The 16,995-nt window shown below is 64.2% G+C and carries 17 protein-coding genes and 1 tRNA gene; 7 read left to right on the top strand and 11 right to left on the bottom strand.

The genetic code is table 11. The features are described 5' to 3' along the window. Positions 1-18 precede the first annotated feature (18 nt). Together PQR02_RS10275 and PQR02_RS10270 are read right to left on the bottom strand one after the other, a co-directional pair. Positions 19-1,317 carry a c-type cytochrome gene (locus PQR02_RS10275; RefSeq protein ID WP_408229277.1) on the bottom strand — a complete coding sequence of 433 codons (1,299 nt, stop codon included), beginning with the start codon at positions 1,315-1,317 and terminating at the stop codon, positions 19-21. Positions 1,318-1,338: 21 nt separating this feature from the next. Beyond that, entirely contained in the window at positions 1,339-2,070 is a 732-nt protein-coding gene (locus tag PQR02_RS10270; RefSeq protein ID WP_408229274.1) for a c-type cytochrome, read from the bottom strand. Between the two features lie 369 nt (positions 2,071-2,439). Here PQR02_RS10270 and copC point away from each other — a divergent pair, with 369 nt between their 5' ends. Both copC and PQR02_RS10260 read left to right on the top strand, forming a co-directional pair. Further along, positions 2,440-2,817 carry a copper homeostasis periplasmic binding protein CopC gene (copC, locus tag PQR02_RS10265; RefSeq protein ID WP_408229271.1) on the top strand — a complete coding sequence of 126 codons (378 nt, stop codon included), beginning with the start codon at positions 2,440-2,442 and terminating at the stop codon, positions 2,815-2,817. Beyond that, positions 2,814-3,743, top strand: coding sequence for a CopD family protein (locus PQR02_RS10260; RefSeq protein WP_408229268.1), 930 nt, complete (start codon positions 2,814-2,816; stop codon positions 3,741-3,743). The genes copC and PQR02_RS10260 overlap by 4 nt, the downstream gene beginning before the upstream one ends. 283 nt (positions 3,744-4,026) lie before the next feature. On the opposite strand, the gene PQR02_RS10255 is transcribed toward PQR02_RS10260, so the two are convergent. The 3 genes from PQR02_RS10255 to dgoD form a co-directional block, all read right to left on the bottom strand. After that, a complete protein-coding gene (locus PQR02_RS10255) occupies positions 4,027-4,287 on the bottom strand; it encodes a YodC family protein (protein ID WP_408229265.1) in 261 nt (86 codons plus the stop codon). Positions 4,288-4,293: 6 nt separating this feature from the next. Then, positions 4,294-4,596: a hypothetical protein gene (locus PQR02_RS10250; RefSeq protein ID WP_408229653.1), complete on the bottom strand. Its 303-nt coding sequence runs from the start codon at positions 4,594-4,596 to the stop codon at positions 4,294-4,296. Positions 4,597-4,884: 288 nt separating this feature from the next. Continuing rightward, the gene (gene dgoD / locus PQR02_RS10245; RefSeq protein WP_408229262.1) at positions 4,885-6,033 is read right to left on the bottom strand and encodes a galactonate dehydratase; all 1,149 of its coding nucleotides are present in this window, start codon (positions 6,031-6,033) and stop codon (positions 4,885-4,887) included. Between the two features lie 235 nt (positions 6,034-6,268). Here dgoD and PQR02_RS10240 point away from each other — a divergent pair, with 235 nt between their 5' ends. After that, positions 6,269-6,949, top strand: coding sequence for a FadR/GntR family transcriptional regulator (locus PQR02_RS10240; RefSeq protein WP_408229259.1), 681 nt, complete (start codon positions 6,269-6,271; stop codon positions 6,947-6,949). Between the two features lie 4 nt (positions 6,950-6,953). Here PQR02_RS10240 and PQR02_RS10235 read toward each other — a convergent pair whose 3' ends face one another. Continuing rightward, complete coding sequence (locus tag PQR02_RS10235) at positions 6,954-8,492, bottom strand: DHA2 family efflux MFS transporter permease subunit (protein ID WP_408229256.1); 1,539 nt, start codon at positions 8,490-8,492, stop codon at positions 6,954-6,956. A 134-nt stretch (positions 8,493-8,626) separates the two neighbouring features. Here PQR02_RS10235 and PQR02_RS10230 point away from each other — a divergent pair, with 134 nt between their 5' ends. Further along, a complete protein-coding gene (locus PQR02_RS10230) occupies positions 8,627-9,070 on the top strand; it encodes a MarR family winged helix-turn-helix transcriptional regulator (protein ID WP_408229252.1) in 444 nt (147 codons plus the stop codon). Between the two features lie 62 nt (positions 9,071-9,132). On the opposite strand, the gene PQR02_RS10225 is transcribed toward PQR02_RS10230, so the two are convergent. From PQR02_RS10225 to PQR02_RS10205, 5 genes are all read right to left on the bottom strand, one after another. Further along, on the bottom strand, positions 9,133-9,483 hold the full coding sequence (locus tag PQR02_RS10225) for a hypothetical protein (protein WP_408229650.1): 351 nt from the start codon (positions 9,481-9,483) through the stop codon (positions 9,133-9,135). A gap of 259 nt (positions 9,484-9,742) precedes the next feature. Beyond that, positions 9,743-9,819 (bottom strand) — tRNA-Met (locus PQR02_RS10220). Positions 9,820-9,905: 86 nt separating this feature from the next. Continuing rightward, positions 9,906-11,564 (bottom strand): MFS transporter, encoded by a 1,659-nt coding sequence (locus PQR02_RS10215; RefSeq protein WP_408229249.1) that lies wholly within the window; start codon positions 11,562-11,564, stop codon positions 9,906-9,908. A 218-nt stretch (positions 11,565-11,782) separates the two neighbouring features. Further along, positions 11,783-13,330 (bottom strand): sensor histidine kinase, encoded by a 1,548-nt coding sequence (locus tag PQR02_RS10210; protein WP_408229246.1) that lies wholly within the window; start codon positions 13,328-13,330, stop codon positions 11,783-11,785. A 15-nt stretch (positions 13,331-13,345) separates the two neighbouring features. After that, a complete protein-coding gene (locus tag PQR02_RS10205; RefSeq protein ID WP_408229243.1) occupies positions 13,346-14,128 on the bottom strand; it encodes a response regulator in 783 nt (260 codons plus the stop codon). Positions 14,129-14,359: 231 nt separating this feature from the next. Between PQR02_RS10205 and recA the strand changes: the two genes are divergently transcribed. From recA to PQR02_RS10190, 3 genes are all read left to right on the top strand, one after another. Continuing rightward, positions 14,360-15,436: a recombinase RecA gene (gene recA / locus PQR02_RS10200; protein WP_042321135.1), complete on the top strand. Its 1,077-nt coding sequence runs from the start codon at positions 14,360-14,362 to the stop codon at positions 15,434-15,436. 7 nt (positions 15,437-15,443) lie between these two features. Further along, complete coding sequence (gene recX, locus PQR02_RS10195; protein WP_408229240.1) at positions 15,444-16,151, top strand: recombination regulator RecX; 708 nt, start codon at positions 15,444-15,446, stop codon at positions 16,149-16,151. A gap of 117 nt (positions 16,152-16,268) precedes the next feature. Then, on the top strand, positions 16,269-16,995 hold a 727-nt coding region (locus PQR02_RS10190; RefSeq protein WP_408229237.1), incomplete at its 3' end, for a DUF2889 domain-containing protein.

The raw sequence follows: 16,995 nt of genomic DNA, 5'->3' as shown, positions 1-16,995 counted from the left end.
AGGTGCAACCAACGCTGCTTAGTCGAGCGGCGCCGAACGCAGATCGGCCACTTGCTGCGGTGACACGGCCGTCCCGTGGTTGCCCCAGGACATACGGATGTACGTCACGACTGCCGCCACTTCCTGATTCGACAGCGCCTGCGCGAACGGCGGCATCCCATACGGATGCGGGTTGGCGCCCGTGCTCGGCGGGTAACCGCCGTTCAGCACCATACGGATCGGGTTGACCGCAGACGGCATCTGGATCGACTGGTTGTTCGCGAGCGGCGGGAACGACGGCGGCATGCCCAGACCATTTTCCGCGTGGCACTTCGCGCAGTTGTCAGCGTAGATCTTCTGACCTTGTTTCAACAGTTCGCCGCCGAACTTTTCCGAGGTTTCGAGCTGCAGCGGCTCAGGCGCCTCGCTCTTTTGCGGAATCGTCTTCAGGTACGTGGCCATCGCGTTGATGTCCTCGTCCGTCATGTACTGCAGGCTGTTGTGGACCACTTCGGCCATCGGACCGAACACTGCGCCGCGGTTCGACACCCCCGTCTTCAGCAGATCGGCGATGTCCTTGAGGTCCCAGTCGCCGAGGCCCGCTTCGCGGTTCGACGTCAGCGACGGCGCGTACCAGTTCTGCAGCGGAATCAGGCCACCGGCGAATGCCGCCGAGTTGACCGGACCGCCCATCGCGTTGATCGACGTGTGGCACATGCCGCAATGGCCAAGGCCTTCGATCAGATACGCGCCACGATTCCATTCGACCGACTTGGTCGGGTCCGGCTTGAACTCGCCTTCACGGAAGAACAGCGTGCGCCAGCCGATCAGCATGTTGCGCTGGTTGAACGGGAATTTCAGTTCGTGCGGACGGCTCGGCACGTTGACCGGCGGGACCGAGCGCAGGAACGCGTAGATCGCGTCCGAGTCGGCGCGCGTGACCTTCGTGTAGCTCGTGAACGGGAAGCCCGGATACAGCAGGCTGCCGTCTTTCGAGCGGCCGGTGTGCATCGCGCGATAGAAGTCGTCCTGGGTCCACTTGCCGATGCCGTACTGGTCGTCGGGCGTGATGTTCGGCGTGAACATCGTGCCGAACGGCGTCGCCATCGGCAGGCCGCCGGCGAACTGCTTGCCGCCGCGCACCGTGTGGCAGGCGATACAGTCGCCGGCGCGGGCGAGGTACTCGCCCTTCTTGATCAGTTCGGCCTGATCGGCGGGCGTTGCCGCCATCGCCGAGCCGTTGTGCAGGTTGTCGCCGCCCGACCACAGGACGGGAACGAGTGCGGCAGCCGCAACCACGACGACTGCCGAGAGGGCGAACAAAGACTTGCGTTTCATTTGAGTGTCTCTCCCGGTGCCTTATTGCGGTTCGCTGCCGCAGGCAAGCGGAGTCTTCATCGAGCGGGCCGGAGCCGGCACGGGGTTTTGTGGGGCCTGCTGCGTGGAAAGCCATGCTGCAACGGCGTTCACGTCTTCGTCGGTCAGGCGCGTGGCGATGGTGTGCATGCAATCAGGCGCGATGGCATGACGCGAGCCCGAGCGCCATGCACCGAGCTGCGCGCTGATGTAATCGGAGTGCAGACCGACGAGACCGGGGATAGCCGGTTCCATACCCGTCAACGCCTTGCCGTGGCAAGCCACGCAAGCCGGGATCTGCTTCGCTGTGTCGCCATTGAGCACCAGCTGCTGGCCGCGCGCGAGCGTGGCCGACGACACCGTCGGCTTGGCCGGCGTCGGATACGGCGGACGCTGCTGCGAGAAGTAGGTGGCGATCTTGTGAAGGTAGTCGTCCGAAAGATACGTGACGAGGTAATTCATGGGCGGGTACTTGCGACGCCCTTCGCGGAAGTTCTGCAGCTGGTTGTACAGGTAGTCGGCCGGCTTGCCCGCGAGGCGTGGGAAGTAGTCGTTGTCGGTACCTTGCCCGTGCGTGCCGTGGCAGGCCGTGCACCCCTGCACGCGCGCTTCCATCGTGTCGGGGGCCTTCGGTTGAGTCTGCGCTTTCGCTGCGCTATAGGCACCCGCAGAGCCGATCAGCAGAAGGGCGAGCAACGGGCGGAAAAGGCGTCTTGGAGACACGCGTAACTCCATCAAAATCGGGGACCTGACCGAACTTCGAGCGGCTCGGTGTGAAGGGCAGCCGGCGCTGCGGCGACGCAGCATTCTATCATCGAAGGGTGACGGTGACTATTTGCCACAGATGAGAAGGTTCCGGGGTGTGACAGCCATGCGACAGTTTGACGCGCAATCGCGTCCATGGGTTTTTTTGTGTCATCTCCAAATTAGCCGCGCGCTCCACGCCGCCAGCGCGACTCGCGGCATGCCGTTCGACAAAGCAGGCTGAACCGATGTCCGCGAGAACCATCGAAGCGTACACTTCCGGGCTTGCCGGCCGCTCCCGGAGCCGGGCGCGCCCCGGTTCGAGCCATCGTTTTCCTGTTCATCCGCTATCGGCCCTACATGAAGCTAATCCAATTTTCCCGTCCGGCGCTGCGTGCGTTGATATTGGGCGCCGCGGCGCTGTTTGCGACGTCCGCGGCGTTTGCGCATGCACATCTGGCGTCGAGCCAACCGGCGGCCAACGCCGAAGTCGCGGCGCCCGCCGCCGTCACGATCCATTTCACCGAGCCGCTCGAGCCGGTCTTCAGCCGGATCGCGCTTGCCGACGCGAGCGGCAAGGCCGCAGCGCCCGCTGCGGCGGAAGTCGACAAACAGGATCCGAAGCTCATGCGCCTCGCGCTGCCGCAGTTGAGCGCGGGCCGCTATGCGGTGCACTGGATCGCGGTGGCCACGGACGGCCACCGTACCCAAGGCGACTTCGCGTTCAACGTCAAATGAGCATCGACGGACTGTGGATCGGGCAGGTCGCGATGGCCGCGCTCATGAATGTCGCGTTTGCGTTTGCCGTCGGTTCGGCGCTGCTCGGCGCGTGGCTCGCGAAAGACGCCCAGCAGCAGATCTCGCCGGCGCGTCCGGCCTGGCTGCGCGCGCATCGTTCGATGCTGACCGCCAGCGTCGTGCTGGTGCTCGCGGACCTCGGCTGGCTGCTGTATCAGGCGGCGTCGATGAGCGGCATCGCACTGCCCGCCGCATTCGGCGTGGTGCCGACCGTGCTGACGCAAACCCATGTCGGCTACGGCTGGAGTGTCGCGTTCGGCGGCGCGCTGGTGTTGCTCGGCACCGCGCTGACCGGTCAGCCGGGCATGTTGCGCAATGCGCTGCTGTGGCTCGCCGTGATCGCGATCGCCGCGGGCAAGGCGTCGCTCGGGCATGCGGCCGATGCCGGCGTGGCCTCGGCGGCGATCGGCATGCAAACGCTGCACGTGCTCGTCACCGCCGTTTGGGGCGGGCTGGCGATGGCGGCGGGCCTCGCGGTTCTGCCGGCGCTTGGCGCTTCGACCGCGCGCGGGATGCTGATTCGCACCGCGACCCAGGTGTCGAATGTGTCCGTGGTGGCGGTCGGGCTGGTGTTGCTGTCGGGCATCTTCAACGCGGTGCGCGGCTCGGGCGGCTCGCTCGAAGCGATTCAGTTGAGCCCCTGGGGCCATGTGCTGACGCTGAAGCTCGTGCTCGTCGCGCTGGCGCTGGTGCTCGGCGGACTCAACCGGTTCCTCGCGCTGCCGCGTCTGCGCCGCACCGCCTCGACGATGGATGCGCATACGTTCGTCAACGTGCTGTATCTGGAAGCACTGGCGATGATCGGTGCGTTTGCCGCGGCGGCCGTGCTGTCGCATAGCGTGCCGGCGTTCGCGGCGCTGGGGTGAAGCGCGCGGCGCGCCGCTTCGGGTTGGTGGGGCGCGCCGCTTCGGGCAGCCCGAGGGCTCGGGGTTCGAATCGCAAGCGTCTGTGCATCGGATGCTTGCGTCCTGAGCGAAGCCTCGTGCGGCATGCTTCCGTGCTGGCCGTACTTCACCGCCTACCTCGCCAGCGTGTGCGAGACGCACATCGCTCACGTTTCCAACAGGCACTTGCCACCTAAGAAAACGCCGCACAGCAAAAGCGTGCGGCGCAATACTCACGGTCGCCTGGCGGTGGCCAGCAGACCCGTTACTGCTCTCTAGTGGATGATTGCGGCGCGGCGCGATCCGTCCGTTCCAACGTCTCCTCCGCGAACATCTCCTGCTGCAGTTCGCCGGCGTCGCTGAACCATTGGCAAATCAGCCAGTTGCCCGGCGCGAAGAGCACCGGCCCGCTCCATGTCGCGGTCATCGGGCGTCCGCCGGAGCGCAGCTTCAGCACGTCGCCCGCGCGGTACGCGGGCTTCGCGAGCCGCTTTGCCAGCCGCACGGGAAGTAGTCCGCCTGACATGCCCGCTCATTCCAGCCCGAGGTGATGGCCAACGATCGGCGCGCAGAAGAGCGCGATCGCGCAGCCCGCAGCCTTGCCCTCGAGTTCGGCGCAGGCGGCGCGCGAGCCGTACAGATGCGTCAGCAGGTTGAAAAGCTGCGGCAGGCAATAGGCGAGCGCGGCGGCGATGAAGCATTTTTCGACCACCGAGATGCGCCAGCCCCATTCGAACGCGAGCACCGCGCCGAGGATGCGCAGCACGCCGAACGCAACGAGTGCGCCGACGGCGGCCTGTTCCCGGATCAGATAGTCCGGCAGGAATTCGCCCATGATGTTCCCCGCTGCCTGTGTTGTTTGCAGGCATTTCAGCAAGGACAGGGCCATGCGTATGTCTGATGCCGAACCAACAGCCTGAAGGCCTTGGCGGATAGGCTTTGCGCGAGATGGGGCGAGGCGGGGAAGGGGCTGGGGAATGCGAGTTTCGGCTGGTTTGGCCCGGGATGTTTCGTCACTGCGACGGCCCGCGCGTGATGTCACCGTAACAGGCGGGTGGAGCGTCGGGCGAGCGGTCGCAACGCAAATAAACATGCCGCCCGCAGGCGGCATGCATTCACGCACTTACCATTCGGCGACGCTGCCGTCCTCGTGGCGCCACACCGGGTTGCGCCAGCGATGCCCGACCTTCGCCATCTCGCGCACCTTCTCTTCGTTGACCTCGATGCCGAGGCCGGGGCCTTGTGGAATCGATACGAAGCCGTCTTCGTATTTGAAGACTTCCGGGTTCTTGATGTAGTCGAGCAGGTCGTTGCCCTGGTTGTAGTGAATCCCGAGGCTCTGTTCCTGGATGAACGCGTTGTAGCTCACCGCGTCGATCTGCAGGCAGGTTGCCAAGGCAATCGGGCCGAGCGGACAATGCAGCGCGAGCGCGACGTCGTACGCTTCGGCCATCGACGCGATCTTGCGGCACTCGGTGATGCCGCCCGCATGCGACGCGTCCGGCTGGATGATATCGACGTAGCCGCCCGACAGAATGTGCTTGAAGTCCCAGCGCGAATACAGGCGCTCGCCCAGCGCGATCGGCGTGTTGGTCTGGTTGACGATGTCGCGCAGCGCTTCGGCGTTCTCCGACAGCACCGGCTCTTCGATGAAGAGCAGCTTGTACGGGTCGAGTTCTTTGGCCAGCACCTTCGCCATCGGCTTGTGCACGCGGCCGTGGAAGTCCACGCCGATACCGATGTTCGGCCCGACCGCCTCGCGCACCGCCGCCACGTTGTTGATCACGCCTTGCACCTTGTCGAAGGTGTCGATGATCTGCAGTTCCTCCGAGCCGTTCATCTTCACGGCCTTGAAGCCGCGTTCGACCACCGCGCGCGCGTTGTGCGCGACATCGCTCGGACGGTCGCCGCCGATCCACGAGTACACCTTGATCTTGTCGCGCACCTGGCCGCCGAGCAGCGCATGCACCGGCACGCCATGATGCTTGCCCTTGATGTCCCACAACGCCTGATCGACGCCGGCGATCGCGCTCATCGTGATCGGGCCGCCGCGATAGAAGCCCGCGCGGTACATCACCTGCCAGTGGTCTTCGATCAGCAGCGGGTCCTTGCCGATCAGATAGTCGGACAGTTCTTCCACCGCAGCCGCGACGGTGTGCGCGCGGCCCTCGACCACCGGCTCACCCCAGCCGACGATACCTTCGTCAGTCTCGATCTTCAGGAAGCACCAGCGCGGCGGAACGATGAAGGTTTCGAGCTTGGTGATTTTCATGGTGTGCGTCTCCTTGCGGCTTGGGCGCCTGCGAAATATTTCGAGGATTCACATGCTACAACAAAAGCGCCTTTAAGTACTATTAATAGTATTATTGGCCAAATAGTGACCCGAGGATGGTCGGAGCCGGACGGCGTCTTAGCGGCGTGGCTCGGAATTCGTGAGCGAAGCGCCAATCCCGCCGGTTCAGCGCCCGGTTCCAATTTCAACAACGCCGCAAGGCCGCTGGGAGAAAGTGATTCAGCACGATTTGCATGGGCGCGTCGCCCATCTGCTGGCGACTGCGATTCTGCGCGGCGACTACGCACCCGATTCGATTCTGCCGCGCGAGGCCGAGTTGATGGAGATGTTCGGCGTCAGCCGCACGGTGTTGCGCGAGGCGTTGCGCACGCTCACCTCGAAAGGGCTGATCGAATCGCGGCCGCGCGTGGGCACGCGCGTGCGGCCAAAGCCCGCGTGGAACCTGCTCGATGTCGATCTGCTCGACTGGTACTCGCGCGTCGCCGAGCCGATGGTGTTTGCGCTCAAGCTGCAGGAAATGCGCGAGATGATCGAGCCGTATGCCGCGAGTCTCGCGGCAGCCTCCTATACGGACGACACGTTCCGCGCGCTGGCCGACGCGCATGCGGCGATGGCGGCGGCGCGCAATGTCGATGAGTGGGTGCGGGCCGATCTGCAGTTTCATTTGAGCGTGCTGACCGCTTGCAGCAACGAATTGCTGATTCCGCTCGGCACGCTGATCGAGCGCACGCTCGAAGCGCAGCTCCGGCTGAATGCGAAACGCGCGGAGGTGTTCAACGCGTCGCTCGCCGAACATACGGCGGTGTTCGAGGCGATTCGCGAGCGCGATGCCGCTGCGGCGCGCGCGGCCATGGCGTCGTTACTCGGGATGACGCGCGGGCGGATCGAGGGGTGAACGATCAATCCATCGCCGCATGGGCGACCGACGCGTCCGGCGCCTTGCGCGACGGGCGGATCAACAGCAGCAGCGGGATCACCAGCAGCGTCGCCACGAACATCAGCTTGAAGTCGTTCAGATAGGCGATCATCGACGCTTGCTGCGTGATCGACGCGTTCAGTGCTGCGATGTCGTAGTTCGAGCCGCTGCCCAGCATCGGCTGGATCGCCGGATTGAACGGCGTGATATTCGCCGCGAGGTCCGCGTGCGAGATCTGCGTGTTGCGCGTCATCAGCGTCTGCACGATCGAAATGCCGATACTGCTGCCGATATTGCGCATCAGGCTGTACGTCGCGGTGCCGTCCGCGCGCAGTTCCGGCGCGAGTGTCGAGAAGGTCAGCGCGCTCAGCGGCACGAACACGAGCCCGAGTCCGAAGCCCTGGATCACGCCCGGCCACACGATGTCCGACGGCGACAGCACGATCGTGTAGTGCATCATCTGCCACAACGCGAACGCCGAAATCAGGAAGCCGGCGAGCAGCAACAGCCGGGCATCCACCCGCCGCAACAGCCGTCCCGCGAACAGCATCGCGATCATCGTGCCCGCGCCGCTCGGCGCCGTAACGAGCCCGGTGGTCGCGACCGGATAGTTCATCAGGTTTTGCAGCATCGGCGGCAGCAGCGCGCGGGTCGCGTACATGACAGCGCCGATCACGAAGATGAAGAAGGTGCCGGTCGCGAAGTTCGGGTCCTTCAGCAACTTATATTTGAAAAACGAGGTCTCGCCGACCGTTGCCGTATGCACGAGGAAGAACGCGAAACTGATCGCCGCGACGAGCGACTCGATGACGATCTCGGTCGACGAGAACCAGTCGAGTTGTTCGCCGCGGTCGAGCATCGCCTGCAATGCGCCGATCGCGAGACCCAGCGTGATGAAGCCGAACGCGTCGAACTTGACGTCGTGTTTCGGCTCGCGCGAGGGCAGGAAGGTGGCGACGCCGAACAGCGCGAACGCGCCGATCGGCACGTTGATGAAGAACACCCAGCGCCAGTTGTAGCTGTCGGTGAGCCAGCCGCCGAGCGTCGGTCCGAGAATCGGTCCGACCATCACGCCCATGCCCCATACCGCCATCGCCTGGCCCTGCTTTTCGCGCGGGTTGATGTCGAGCAGGATGGACTGCGACAGCGGCACCAGCGACGCGCCGAAAATCCCTTGCAGCAAACGCGATGCGACGATCTGCGTGAGCGTTTCCGACAACCCGCACAGCGCCGACGCCACCGTGAAGCCGCCGATCGCGACGATCAGCAGGCGTTTCACGCTGAGCCGGTCGGACAGCCAGCCGGTGAGCGGCGTGGCGATCGCGGCGGCGACGATGTACGAGGTCAGCACCCACGTGATCTCGTCCTGCGACGCCGACAGCGCGCCCTGCATATGCGGCAGCGCCACGTTGGCGATCGTGCTGTCGAGCGTCTGGATCAGCGTTGCGAGCATGATCGAGATGGTGATCATCGGCCGGTTGAGCGGCGCGCTTGCGCTTGCCGGCGAGGAAGCGGAGGACATGGGAGGCGGGTCGTCGATATAGTAAGCATGCTTATTATATCGACGTGGTGGACGAGCGCCATCGGGAGTTATCCGAAAGTCGAACGGTGTGCGCAACGACGCTGGACGCCGAACGGCTTTCGTATAATCCGCGCATGAAAACCCAACTCGAAGAGCGCTTCGGCTTTCTGGTTTCCGACGTCGGCCGGCTCGCAGGCAAGCGTTTCGACGATCTCGCGAAGTCCTCGGTCGATCTGACGCGCGCGCAGTGTCGCGTGCTGGCCTATCTCGCGCATTACGGCGACATCAATCAGGCGCGCCTGGCGGATCTGCTCGAAGTCGCGCCGATTTCGGCGGGCCGTTTGCTGGACCGGATGTCGGAGGGCGGCTGGATCGAACGGATCGCCAATCCGCAGGACCGGCGCGAGTACCAGGTGCGGATGACGCCGAAGGCCGAGCGCACGCTCGGCAAGGCGCGCAAGGTGGGCGATGAGGTCGCGCTCGAAGCGCTCAACGGCTTCACCGACGAGGAGGCGGCGCAATTGATCGCGCTATTGCAGCGCGTGCGCGGCAATCTGAGCCGGCTGGTGGATCGCTGAGGCGTTCGTGCGGCGCCGTGCTTGCCCGCGCTGGTGAGCGCGCGGCTGATTCACATCGACGGTTACTTCGAATCGCCGGCCGGTGTTGTTCCCGATGGCGGAACCAGTTCGAAACACGCGGGCGCAGCGATGGCTGTTTTCGTTCTCGCGTCCGGTTGCTGCGGGTCGATACATTTGAACGCGCTCTGATCGCGCTGGACAAAAATGATGTCGGCCGGGGCGGCATTGCCGTGCGCGTCGTTCACCACGGCGGCGATCCTGTAGCCGTCCTGCAGCAGCGTGGACAGGGTGATGGGACTGGCGCGCCACTGGCTGTCGGGCGGAGTCTGCGCCTGCGCGGTCAACGCGGACGTCGCGCCGAGCAGCGCGATGGAAGCGGTCGCCACGGCGAGCGCGGCGGTGCGGAACGTCATCAAGAAACCTCCTTGAAGTTGCGATCGGGAAAGCCAAAATAAAAAAGCCGCTGAACCTTGAGGGGCAGCGGCTTTTTGCAACTGGCGAAGAATCAATGCTAGGAGGATAACTCACTCCGTTGGAAACATCGGCTCAGGGATGGTAACAGATCGTGAGTGACGGTTCTTCGTGCGACAGACTCGACTCGCGCACCGATCGCGCCGCCGCAAAACGAAAGGCCCGCTCTCGGTTAAGAGGAGCGGGCCTTGCGAGTGATGCTGGTGGCGAATCAGGGACTCGAACCCCGGACCTGCGGATTATGATTCCGTCGCTCTAACCAACTGAGCTAATTCGCCGAAAGAAGCGAGATTATGCTGACCGCGCCGGAGGCTGTCAACCCCCGGCGCACAACTTTTTCAAGTTGCCCGTCCGTCAGCGACTGTCAGTCCTTCGCGTAGATGTCCGAGTCCTTGGTTTCCCGGACGAACAGCATACCGATCACGAAGGTGACCAATGCGATGATGATCGGATACCACAGCCCCGAGTAGATGTTGCCCTTCGCCGCGACGATCGCGAACGCCGTGGCCGGCAGGAAGCCGCCGAACCAGCCATTGCCGATGTGATACGGCAGCGACATCGACGTATAGCGGATGCGCGTCGGGAACATTTCCACCAGCATCGCCGCGATCGGACCGTAGACCATCGTCACGTAGATCACGAGGATCGTCAGGATCACCACCGTCATCGGCCAGTTGATCTGCGACGGATCGGCCTTCGGCGGATAACCGGCCGCCTTCAGCGTCGCGGCGAGCGTCTTGTCGAACAGCTTGCCTTGCTCCTTCGCATCGGCGGCGCGGCCGTCGAACGTGTTGACCACCGTATCGCCGACCCGGATTTGCGCCAGCGTGCCCGCCGGCGCCGCGACGTTCTCATAGTTCAGACCTGCCCGCGAAAGCGCGCTCTTCGCGATGTCGCAGGAACTGGTGAACTTGGCCGTGCCGACCGGGTTGAACTGGAACGAGCACTGCGCCGGATCCGCGATCACGACGATCGGAGCCCGCGCGGTCGCGGCCTCCAGAGCCGGGTTGGTGTAGTGCGCGAGCGCCTTGAACAGCGGGAAGTACGTGAGCGCGGCGATCAGCAGGCCGGCCATGATGATCGGCTTGCGGCCGATGCGGTCGGACAGCGAGCCGAAGAACAGGAAGAACGGCGTGCCGATCAGCAGCGCGATCGCGATCATGATGTTGGCGCTGCTGCCGTCGACCTTCAGCGTCTGCGTCAGGAAGAACAGCGTGTAGAACTGGCCCGTGTACCAGACCACGGCCTGGCCGGCGGTCAGGCCGATCAGCGCGAGAATCACGATCTTCAGGTTCTTCCACTGGCCGAATGCTTCCGTCAGCGGCGCCTTGGAGGTCTTGCCCTCGGCCTTGATGCGCTCGAACACCGGCGATTCATGCAGTTGCAGACGAATCCACACCGAAACGGCCAGCAGGATGATCGACGCGACGAACGGAATGCGCCAGCCCCAGTCGCCGAACGAGTCTTCGCCCATCGCCGTGCGCACGCCGAGAATCACCAGCAGCGACAGGAACAGGCCGAGCGTGGCGGTGGTCTGGATCCACGCGGTGTAGAAGCCGCGGCGTCCCGGCGGCGCGTGTTCGGCCACGTAGGTCGCGGCGCCGCCGTACTCGCCGCCGAGCGCGAGGCCTTGCAGCATCCGCATCGCGATGAAGATCACCGGCGAAGCAATGCCGATCGCCGCGTAGCCCGGCAGGAAGCCGACGAGGAACGTCGACAGGCCCATGATCACGATCGTGATGAGGAACGTGTATTTGCGCCCGACCATGTCGCCGAGCCGGCCGAACACGATTGCGCCGAACGGCCGGACCGCGAAGCCCGCGGCAAAGCTGAGCAGCGTGAAGATGAAGGCCGCGGTCGGATTGACGCCCGAGAAGAAGCTCTTGCTGATGAAGGCCGCGAGCGAGCCGGCCAGATAAAAGTCGTACCACTCGAAAACCGTACCTAGCGACGAAGCGAAGATCACCCGCTTCTCTTCGCGCGTCATCGGTACGGGCGAGATGTGTCCGCCAACGGTAGCCATATGTCGTCTCCAATATTGATATCCACGCGGTCGCCTAGCAAAGACGTTCCCGTGCAACCGATTATTGGAGTGGAAACTTACGGCGTACTGACGTGACGGGGTGAAACGAAGGGGCGCCCGGTGCCCGCCAGATTCGGGCAAAGATCGGTAATTGGATGCTAATGGAGTCCAAAGAACGCGCAACTTATCTCAAAATAGCGCTTGCATGATTTCGAGGCTCAAGCCGCGTTAGGGTAAGTCCCGTCCCGCCCATGCACGTGCAAACTGACACGCACGAGCGTCCCGGCCAGCCGCGGCGAGGTCTGATAAACATTGTCGTCGATGGTCAGCTCGCCGCCGTGCATGGTGGCAATTTCGCGGACGATCGCCAGTCCCAGGCCGCTGCCGTCGCCTTCGCGGCCGAGAATCCGGTAGAACCGCTCGATCACCCGCGAGCGCTCGGCGACCGGAATGCCGAGGCCCGTGTCCTCGACCTCCAGATGGACGAGCCGCGCCGCCGCGTCGTGCCTCACCCTGACGGTGATGCGCCCGCCCAAGGGCGTGTAGCGGATCGCGTTGTCGATCAGGTTCGACAGCATTTCGCGCAGCATCACCGGATTGCCGTCGACCTCGACGGGCTCGTCGGGCGCTTCATAGCCCAGGTCCATCTGTTTGGCGAGTGCGGCTTGCACCCAGTCGCGCACCGCGCTGCGCGCGACCTCGCCCACTTCGACCCGCGTGAAAATCTGCCCGGACATGCGGTTTTCCGCACGCGCCAGCGCCAGCAACTGGGTGACTAGCCGCGCGGCGTGCTCCGAACTGGTGGCGATCTGTTCGAGCGAGCGGTGCACTTCCTCGGAGACGTCCTGCCGCAGCGCCAGCTCGGCCTGGGTGCGCAGGCCGGCGAGCGGGGTTTTCATCTGATGCGCGGCATCCGCGATGAAGCGCTTCTGCAACTCCATGTTCTGTTCGAGCCGCGTGAGCAGATCGTTGAAGGAGGTCACCAGCGGCTCGATTTCCGGCGGTGCTCGCCGCGCCTCGAGCGGCGACAGATCGTCCGGACGCCGCGCGCGGATGTGCGCCTGCAGCGCGTGCAGCGGCGCGAGGCCGCGCGACAGGCCGAACCACACCAGCAGGATCGCGAGCGGCAGGATCACGAACTGCGGCAGGATCACACCCTTGATGATGTCGTTGGCAAGCTGGCTGCGCTTGTCGAGCGTTTCGGCGACCTGCACCAGCACGGGCTGCGCGCCCGGCGTCTGCGGGAACTCGACGGTCGTGTAGGCGACGCGGATATCGTTGCCGCGCAGCACGTCGTCGCGGAATTCGACGATGCCCGGCTGCGGCCGGTCCTCTTCATGCGGCAAGGGCATGTCGTGCTCGCCGCTCACCAGCTCGCCGCGCGTGCCGAGCACCTGATAGAACACGCTGTCGACGTTGTCGGCGCGCAGAAAATCGCGGGTGGAGTCGGGCAGCGACAGCTCCGCTACGCCGTTGACCGAATGAATCTGGCGGGCGAGCACGTAGGCGTCGGTTTCGAGCGCGCGGTCGAACGGCCCGTTCGCGATCGACTTGGCGACCAGATAGGTGACCGCGAGGCTCATCGGCCAGAGCAGCAGCAGCGGCGCGAGCATCCAGTCGAGAATCTCGCCGAACAGCGAGCGCGGGCGCGCTTCGGCGGCGGCTTCGGTTTCGTCGGGCGGCGCGAACGGATTGGCGTAGCGCTCGTCGCGCGCTTCGTCGAGGTCCGCCGCGTGCGCCGTGGCGCGATCTGCGCGTGCGGACATGGGCGTCCTCTTCCTCTATTTGTAGTGATGACTCGCCGGCATCGCGCCGGACGGCGGCGTGGCGGGCGGGTCGGGCTCGGCGGGAGCGGGCGGGGCGGCCGCGCTTGCATTCGCGCTTGCGGTAGCGGGCGAAGCCGCTTTTTCGAGGCAGTAGCCGAGGCCGCGCACGGTGATGATGCGCACGCCGCTCGGCTCGATCTTCTTGCGCAGGCGGTGCACGTAGACCTCGATCGCGTTGTTGCTGACTTCCTCGCCCCATTCGCACAGATGGTCGACGAGCTGTTCCTTCGACACCAGCCGGCCGATCCTTTGCAGCAGCACTTCGAGCAAGCCGAGTTCGCGCGCCGACAGGTCGATCACCTGGTCGTTCACATAGGCGATCCGGCCGACCTGGTCGAACGACAGCGAGCCGTGCCGCACGACCGTGGGGCCGCCGCCCGCGCCGCGGCGGGTCAGCGCGCGCACGCGCGCTTCGAGCTCGTTCAGCGCGAAGGGTTTGGCCATGTAGTCGTCGGCGCCGAGGTCGAGACCTTTGACGCGTTCGTCGACGCTGTCCGCGGCGGTCAGGATCAACACCGGCAGGTTGGAATTGCGCGCGCGCAGGCGGCGCAGCACCTCGAGTCCGGACATGCGCGGCAGGCCCAGATCGAGTATCAATAGGTCGAAAGTCTGCATTGACAGCGCTGTATCGGCTTCCACGCCGCTCTTCACGTGATCGACCGCATAGGCCGATTGGCGGAGTGATCGAACCAGACCGTCCGCGAGTATGCTGTCGTCTTCGGCAATCAGAATTCGCATGATGCGCCAGCCTGGCTTTGCCGGCGCCGTGGGTGTCCGCGGCGCGCAGCGGTCTCCGAAAATTATTGTGGGTGGTTTGGGCAGCGCGACGGTAAAAATGCGCGTTCGCATGAGAATCGTGCTTGCCAAAACCACTGTTTTTTTATACAGTGTCTGAGTTTCGTGTGCTGTTCGCTAAAAGTGGACGGCATACCCGCCTCAGACGCCGTTCATCATAGCAAAGGACGATTCATGGAAGAAAGCAAGAAAGGCTCGGCTGGACTGACTGCGGAAAAGAGCAAGGCGCTGGCTGCCGCGCTCGCGCAGATCGAAAAGCAGTTCGGCAAAGGGTCGGTCATGCGGCTCGGCGCGGGTGAGGTAGTCGAAGACATCCAGGTGGTCTCAACCGGATCGCTCGGCCTCGACATCGCGCTGGGCGTCGGCGGTTTGCCGCGTGGCCGTGTGGTCGAAATCTACGGCCCGGAATCGTCCGGTAAAACCACGCTGACGCTGCAAGTCATCGCCGAAATGCAGAAGATCGGCGGCACGGCGGCGTTTATCGATGCGGAACACGCGCTGGACATCCAGTACGCGGGCAAGCTCGGCGTGAACGTGAACGACCTGCTGGTTTCTCAACCGGACACCGGCGAACAGGCGCTCGAAATCGCCGACGCGCTGGTGCGCTCGGGCTCGATCGACATGATCGTGATCGACTCGGTCGCGGCGCTCGTGCCGAAGGCTGAAATCGAAGGCGAAATGGGCGACTCGCTGCCGGGTCTGCAAGCGCGTCTGATGTCGCAGGCGCTGCGCAAGCTCACCGGCACGATCAAGCGCACGAACTGCCTCGTGATCTTCATCAACCAGATCCGCATGAAGATCGGCGTGATGTTCGGCAACCCGGAAACCACCACGGGCGGCAACGCGCTGAAGTTCTACGCGTCGGTGCGCCTGGACATTCGCCGGATCGGTTCGATCAAGAAGAACGACGAAGTGATCGGCAATGAAACGCGCGTGAAGGTCGTCAAGAACAAGGTGTCGCCACCGTTCCGGGAAGCGATTTTCGACATTCTGTACGGCGAAGGTATTTCGCGTCAGGGCGAAATCATCGACTTGGGCGTGCAGGCCAAGATCGTCGACAAGGCCGGTGCGTGGTACAGCTATAGCGGCGAGCGGATCGGTCAGGGCAAGGACAACGCGCGTGAGTTCCTGCGCGAGAATCCGGACATCGCTCGTGAGATCGAAAACCGTATCCGCGAATCGCTGGGCGTCAATGCAATGGCCGAGGCAGTGACCGGCGCAGGCGCAGAAGTCGCGGACGAAGAAGAGTAACCCTCAAGTGATACGCAAGGGCCGGCCGTTGTCCGATACCGGACGTCACTCGGACGGCCCGCGTGACAAAGACGACGATTCGTTCGACCCGTTCGAATCGTTCGACTCACACGATCGCGCCGCGGGCCGTGGCCCGCAGCGCGCGCCGTCTGAATCCTCTGCGCTTGCCGCCTCGGATCCTTCCGAGACCACCTACACCCGCTCGCGTCGCACGTCTGGCGAAGCGAAGCCAGGGCAGGACGAAGCCAAAAAATCCCAACGCCCCGCACGTTCACTCAAAGGACGCGCGCTCGGCTATCTATCTCGCCGAGAATACAGCCGCGCCGAACTCGCACGCAAACTGAAGCCATTCGTCGAGGAAACCGATTCGCTGGACACGGTGCTCGACGCACTGGAAGCCGAGAACTGGCTATCCGACTCACGTTTCGCGGAAAGTCTGATTCACCGGCGCTCGTCGCGACTGGGCACGAGCCGGATCATCGGCGAGCTGAAGCAGCATGCGGTCGATCAGACGCTCGTCGAAGAGGCCAGCGCGCAATTGCGTGACACCGAACTCACGCGCGCTCAAGCCATCTGGCGCAAAAAATTCGGTCAGCTTCCCGAAACGCCGGCCGAGCGGGCGAAGCAGGCGCGCTTTCTGGCGGCGCGTGGTTTCTCCGGCGCAACAATCGGCAAAATCCTCAAAGGCATCGACGAGACATGGAGTGGCGATTAGCGGCGCAACGTCCGCCGCGCGCTCAGGGGCGCCAAACGCTCGCGTGTATTCCAACCTGTTTCACATACCCAGTATGCTAAAATTCGTGGGTTTTCCAATCCGGCCTTTCCTTCCCGCATGCCGCTCTCCCCGCCAGTGTCCCGTCAGTTGCGCCATCGCCGCGCAATCAGAGCGGAAGCCTATGAGCGAGCAGATGGCCTGTGGGATGTGGAAGCATGCTTGACCGACGAAAAACCGCGTGACGTGGTGCTTGCGTCGGGCGTCCGGCCCAATGGTCAGCCGATCCATGAACTCTGGCTTCGCATCACCATCGATCGCACGCTCAATGTCGTCGACGCCGAGGCGTCGTCCGACTGGGTGCCGTATCCTGGTTTGTGCCAAGTCAGCAATCCCGCCTACCGTGCCCTCATCGGGCTCAATCTGTTCAACAACTTCCGTCGCGATGTCGCCCGTTTGCTGGGCGGCACGGCTGGTTGCACGCATCTCACCGAGTTGTGCGCAATCCTGCCCACGGCCGCCATTCAGGCATTCGCCGGCGACGTGTGGAACACCAACGACAGCACACCGGGCGCGAACGCGAGTTCAGGGGACGAATCGTCTAACAGCCCAGGCGAGCATTCCAACGACAAACCGCCATTCCAGCTGGGACGCTGCCACGCGCTGCGTTTCGACGGCGAGGCGGTGCGACAGTTTTATCCGCGCTGGTATGGCCACGCACCGCATTCAGCGGATCGCGCGGCGTCGTCGGGCGGCGACGGGGCAGTCCGCCGAACAGGCGAGGGCGGCAACGCGTCCGGCATGAACGACAGCAGCGGAAACGAAGTTCAATCCAACTCTCAGACTG

The organism is Paraburkholderia sediminicola (assembly GCF_046026895.1).
Taxonomy (GTDB): domain Bacteria; phylum Pseudomonadota; class Gammaproteobacteria; order Burkholderiales; family Burkholderiaceae; genus Paraburkholderia; species Paraburkholderia sediminicola_C.
The sequence above is the reverse complement of the archived record's forward strand: the minus strand, read 5'-3'. Positions and strand labels throughout refer to the sequence as shown.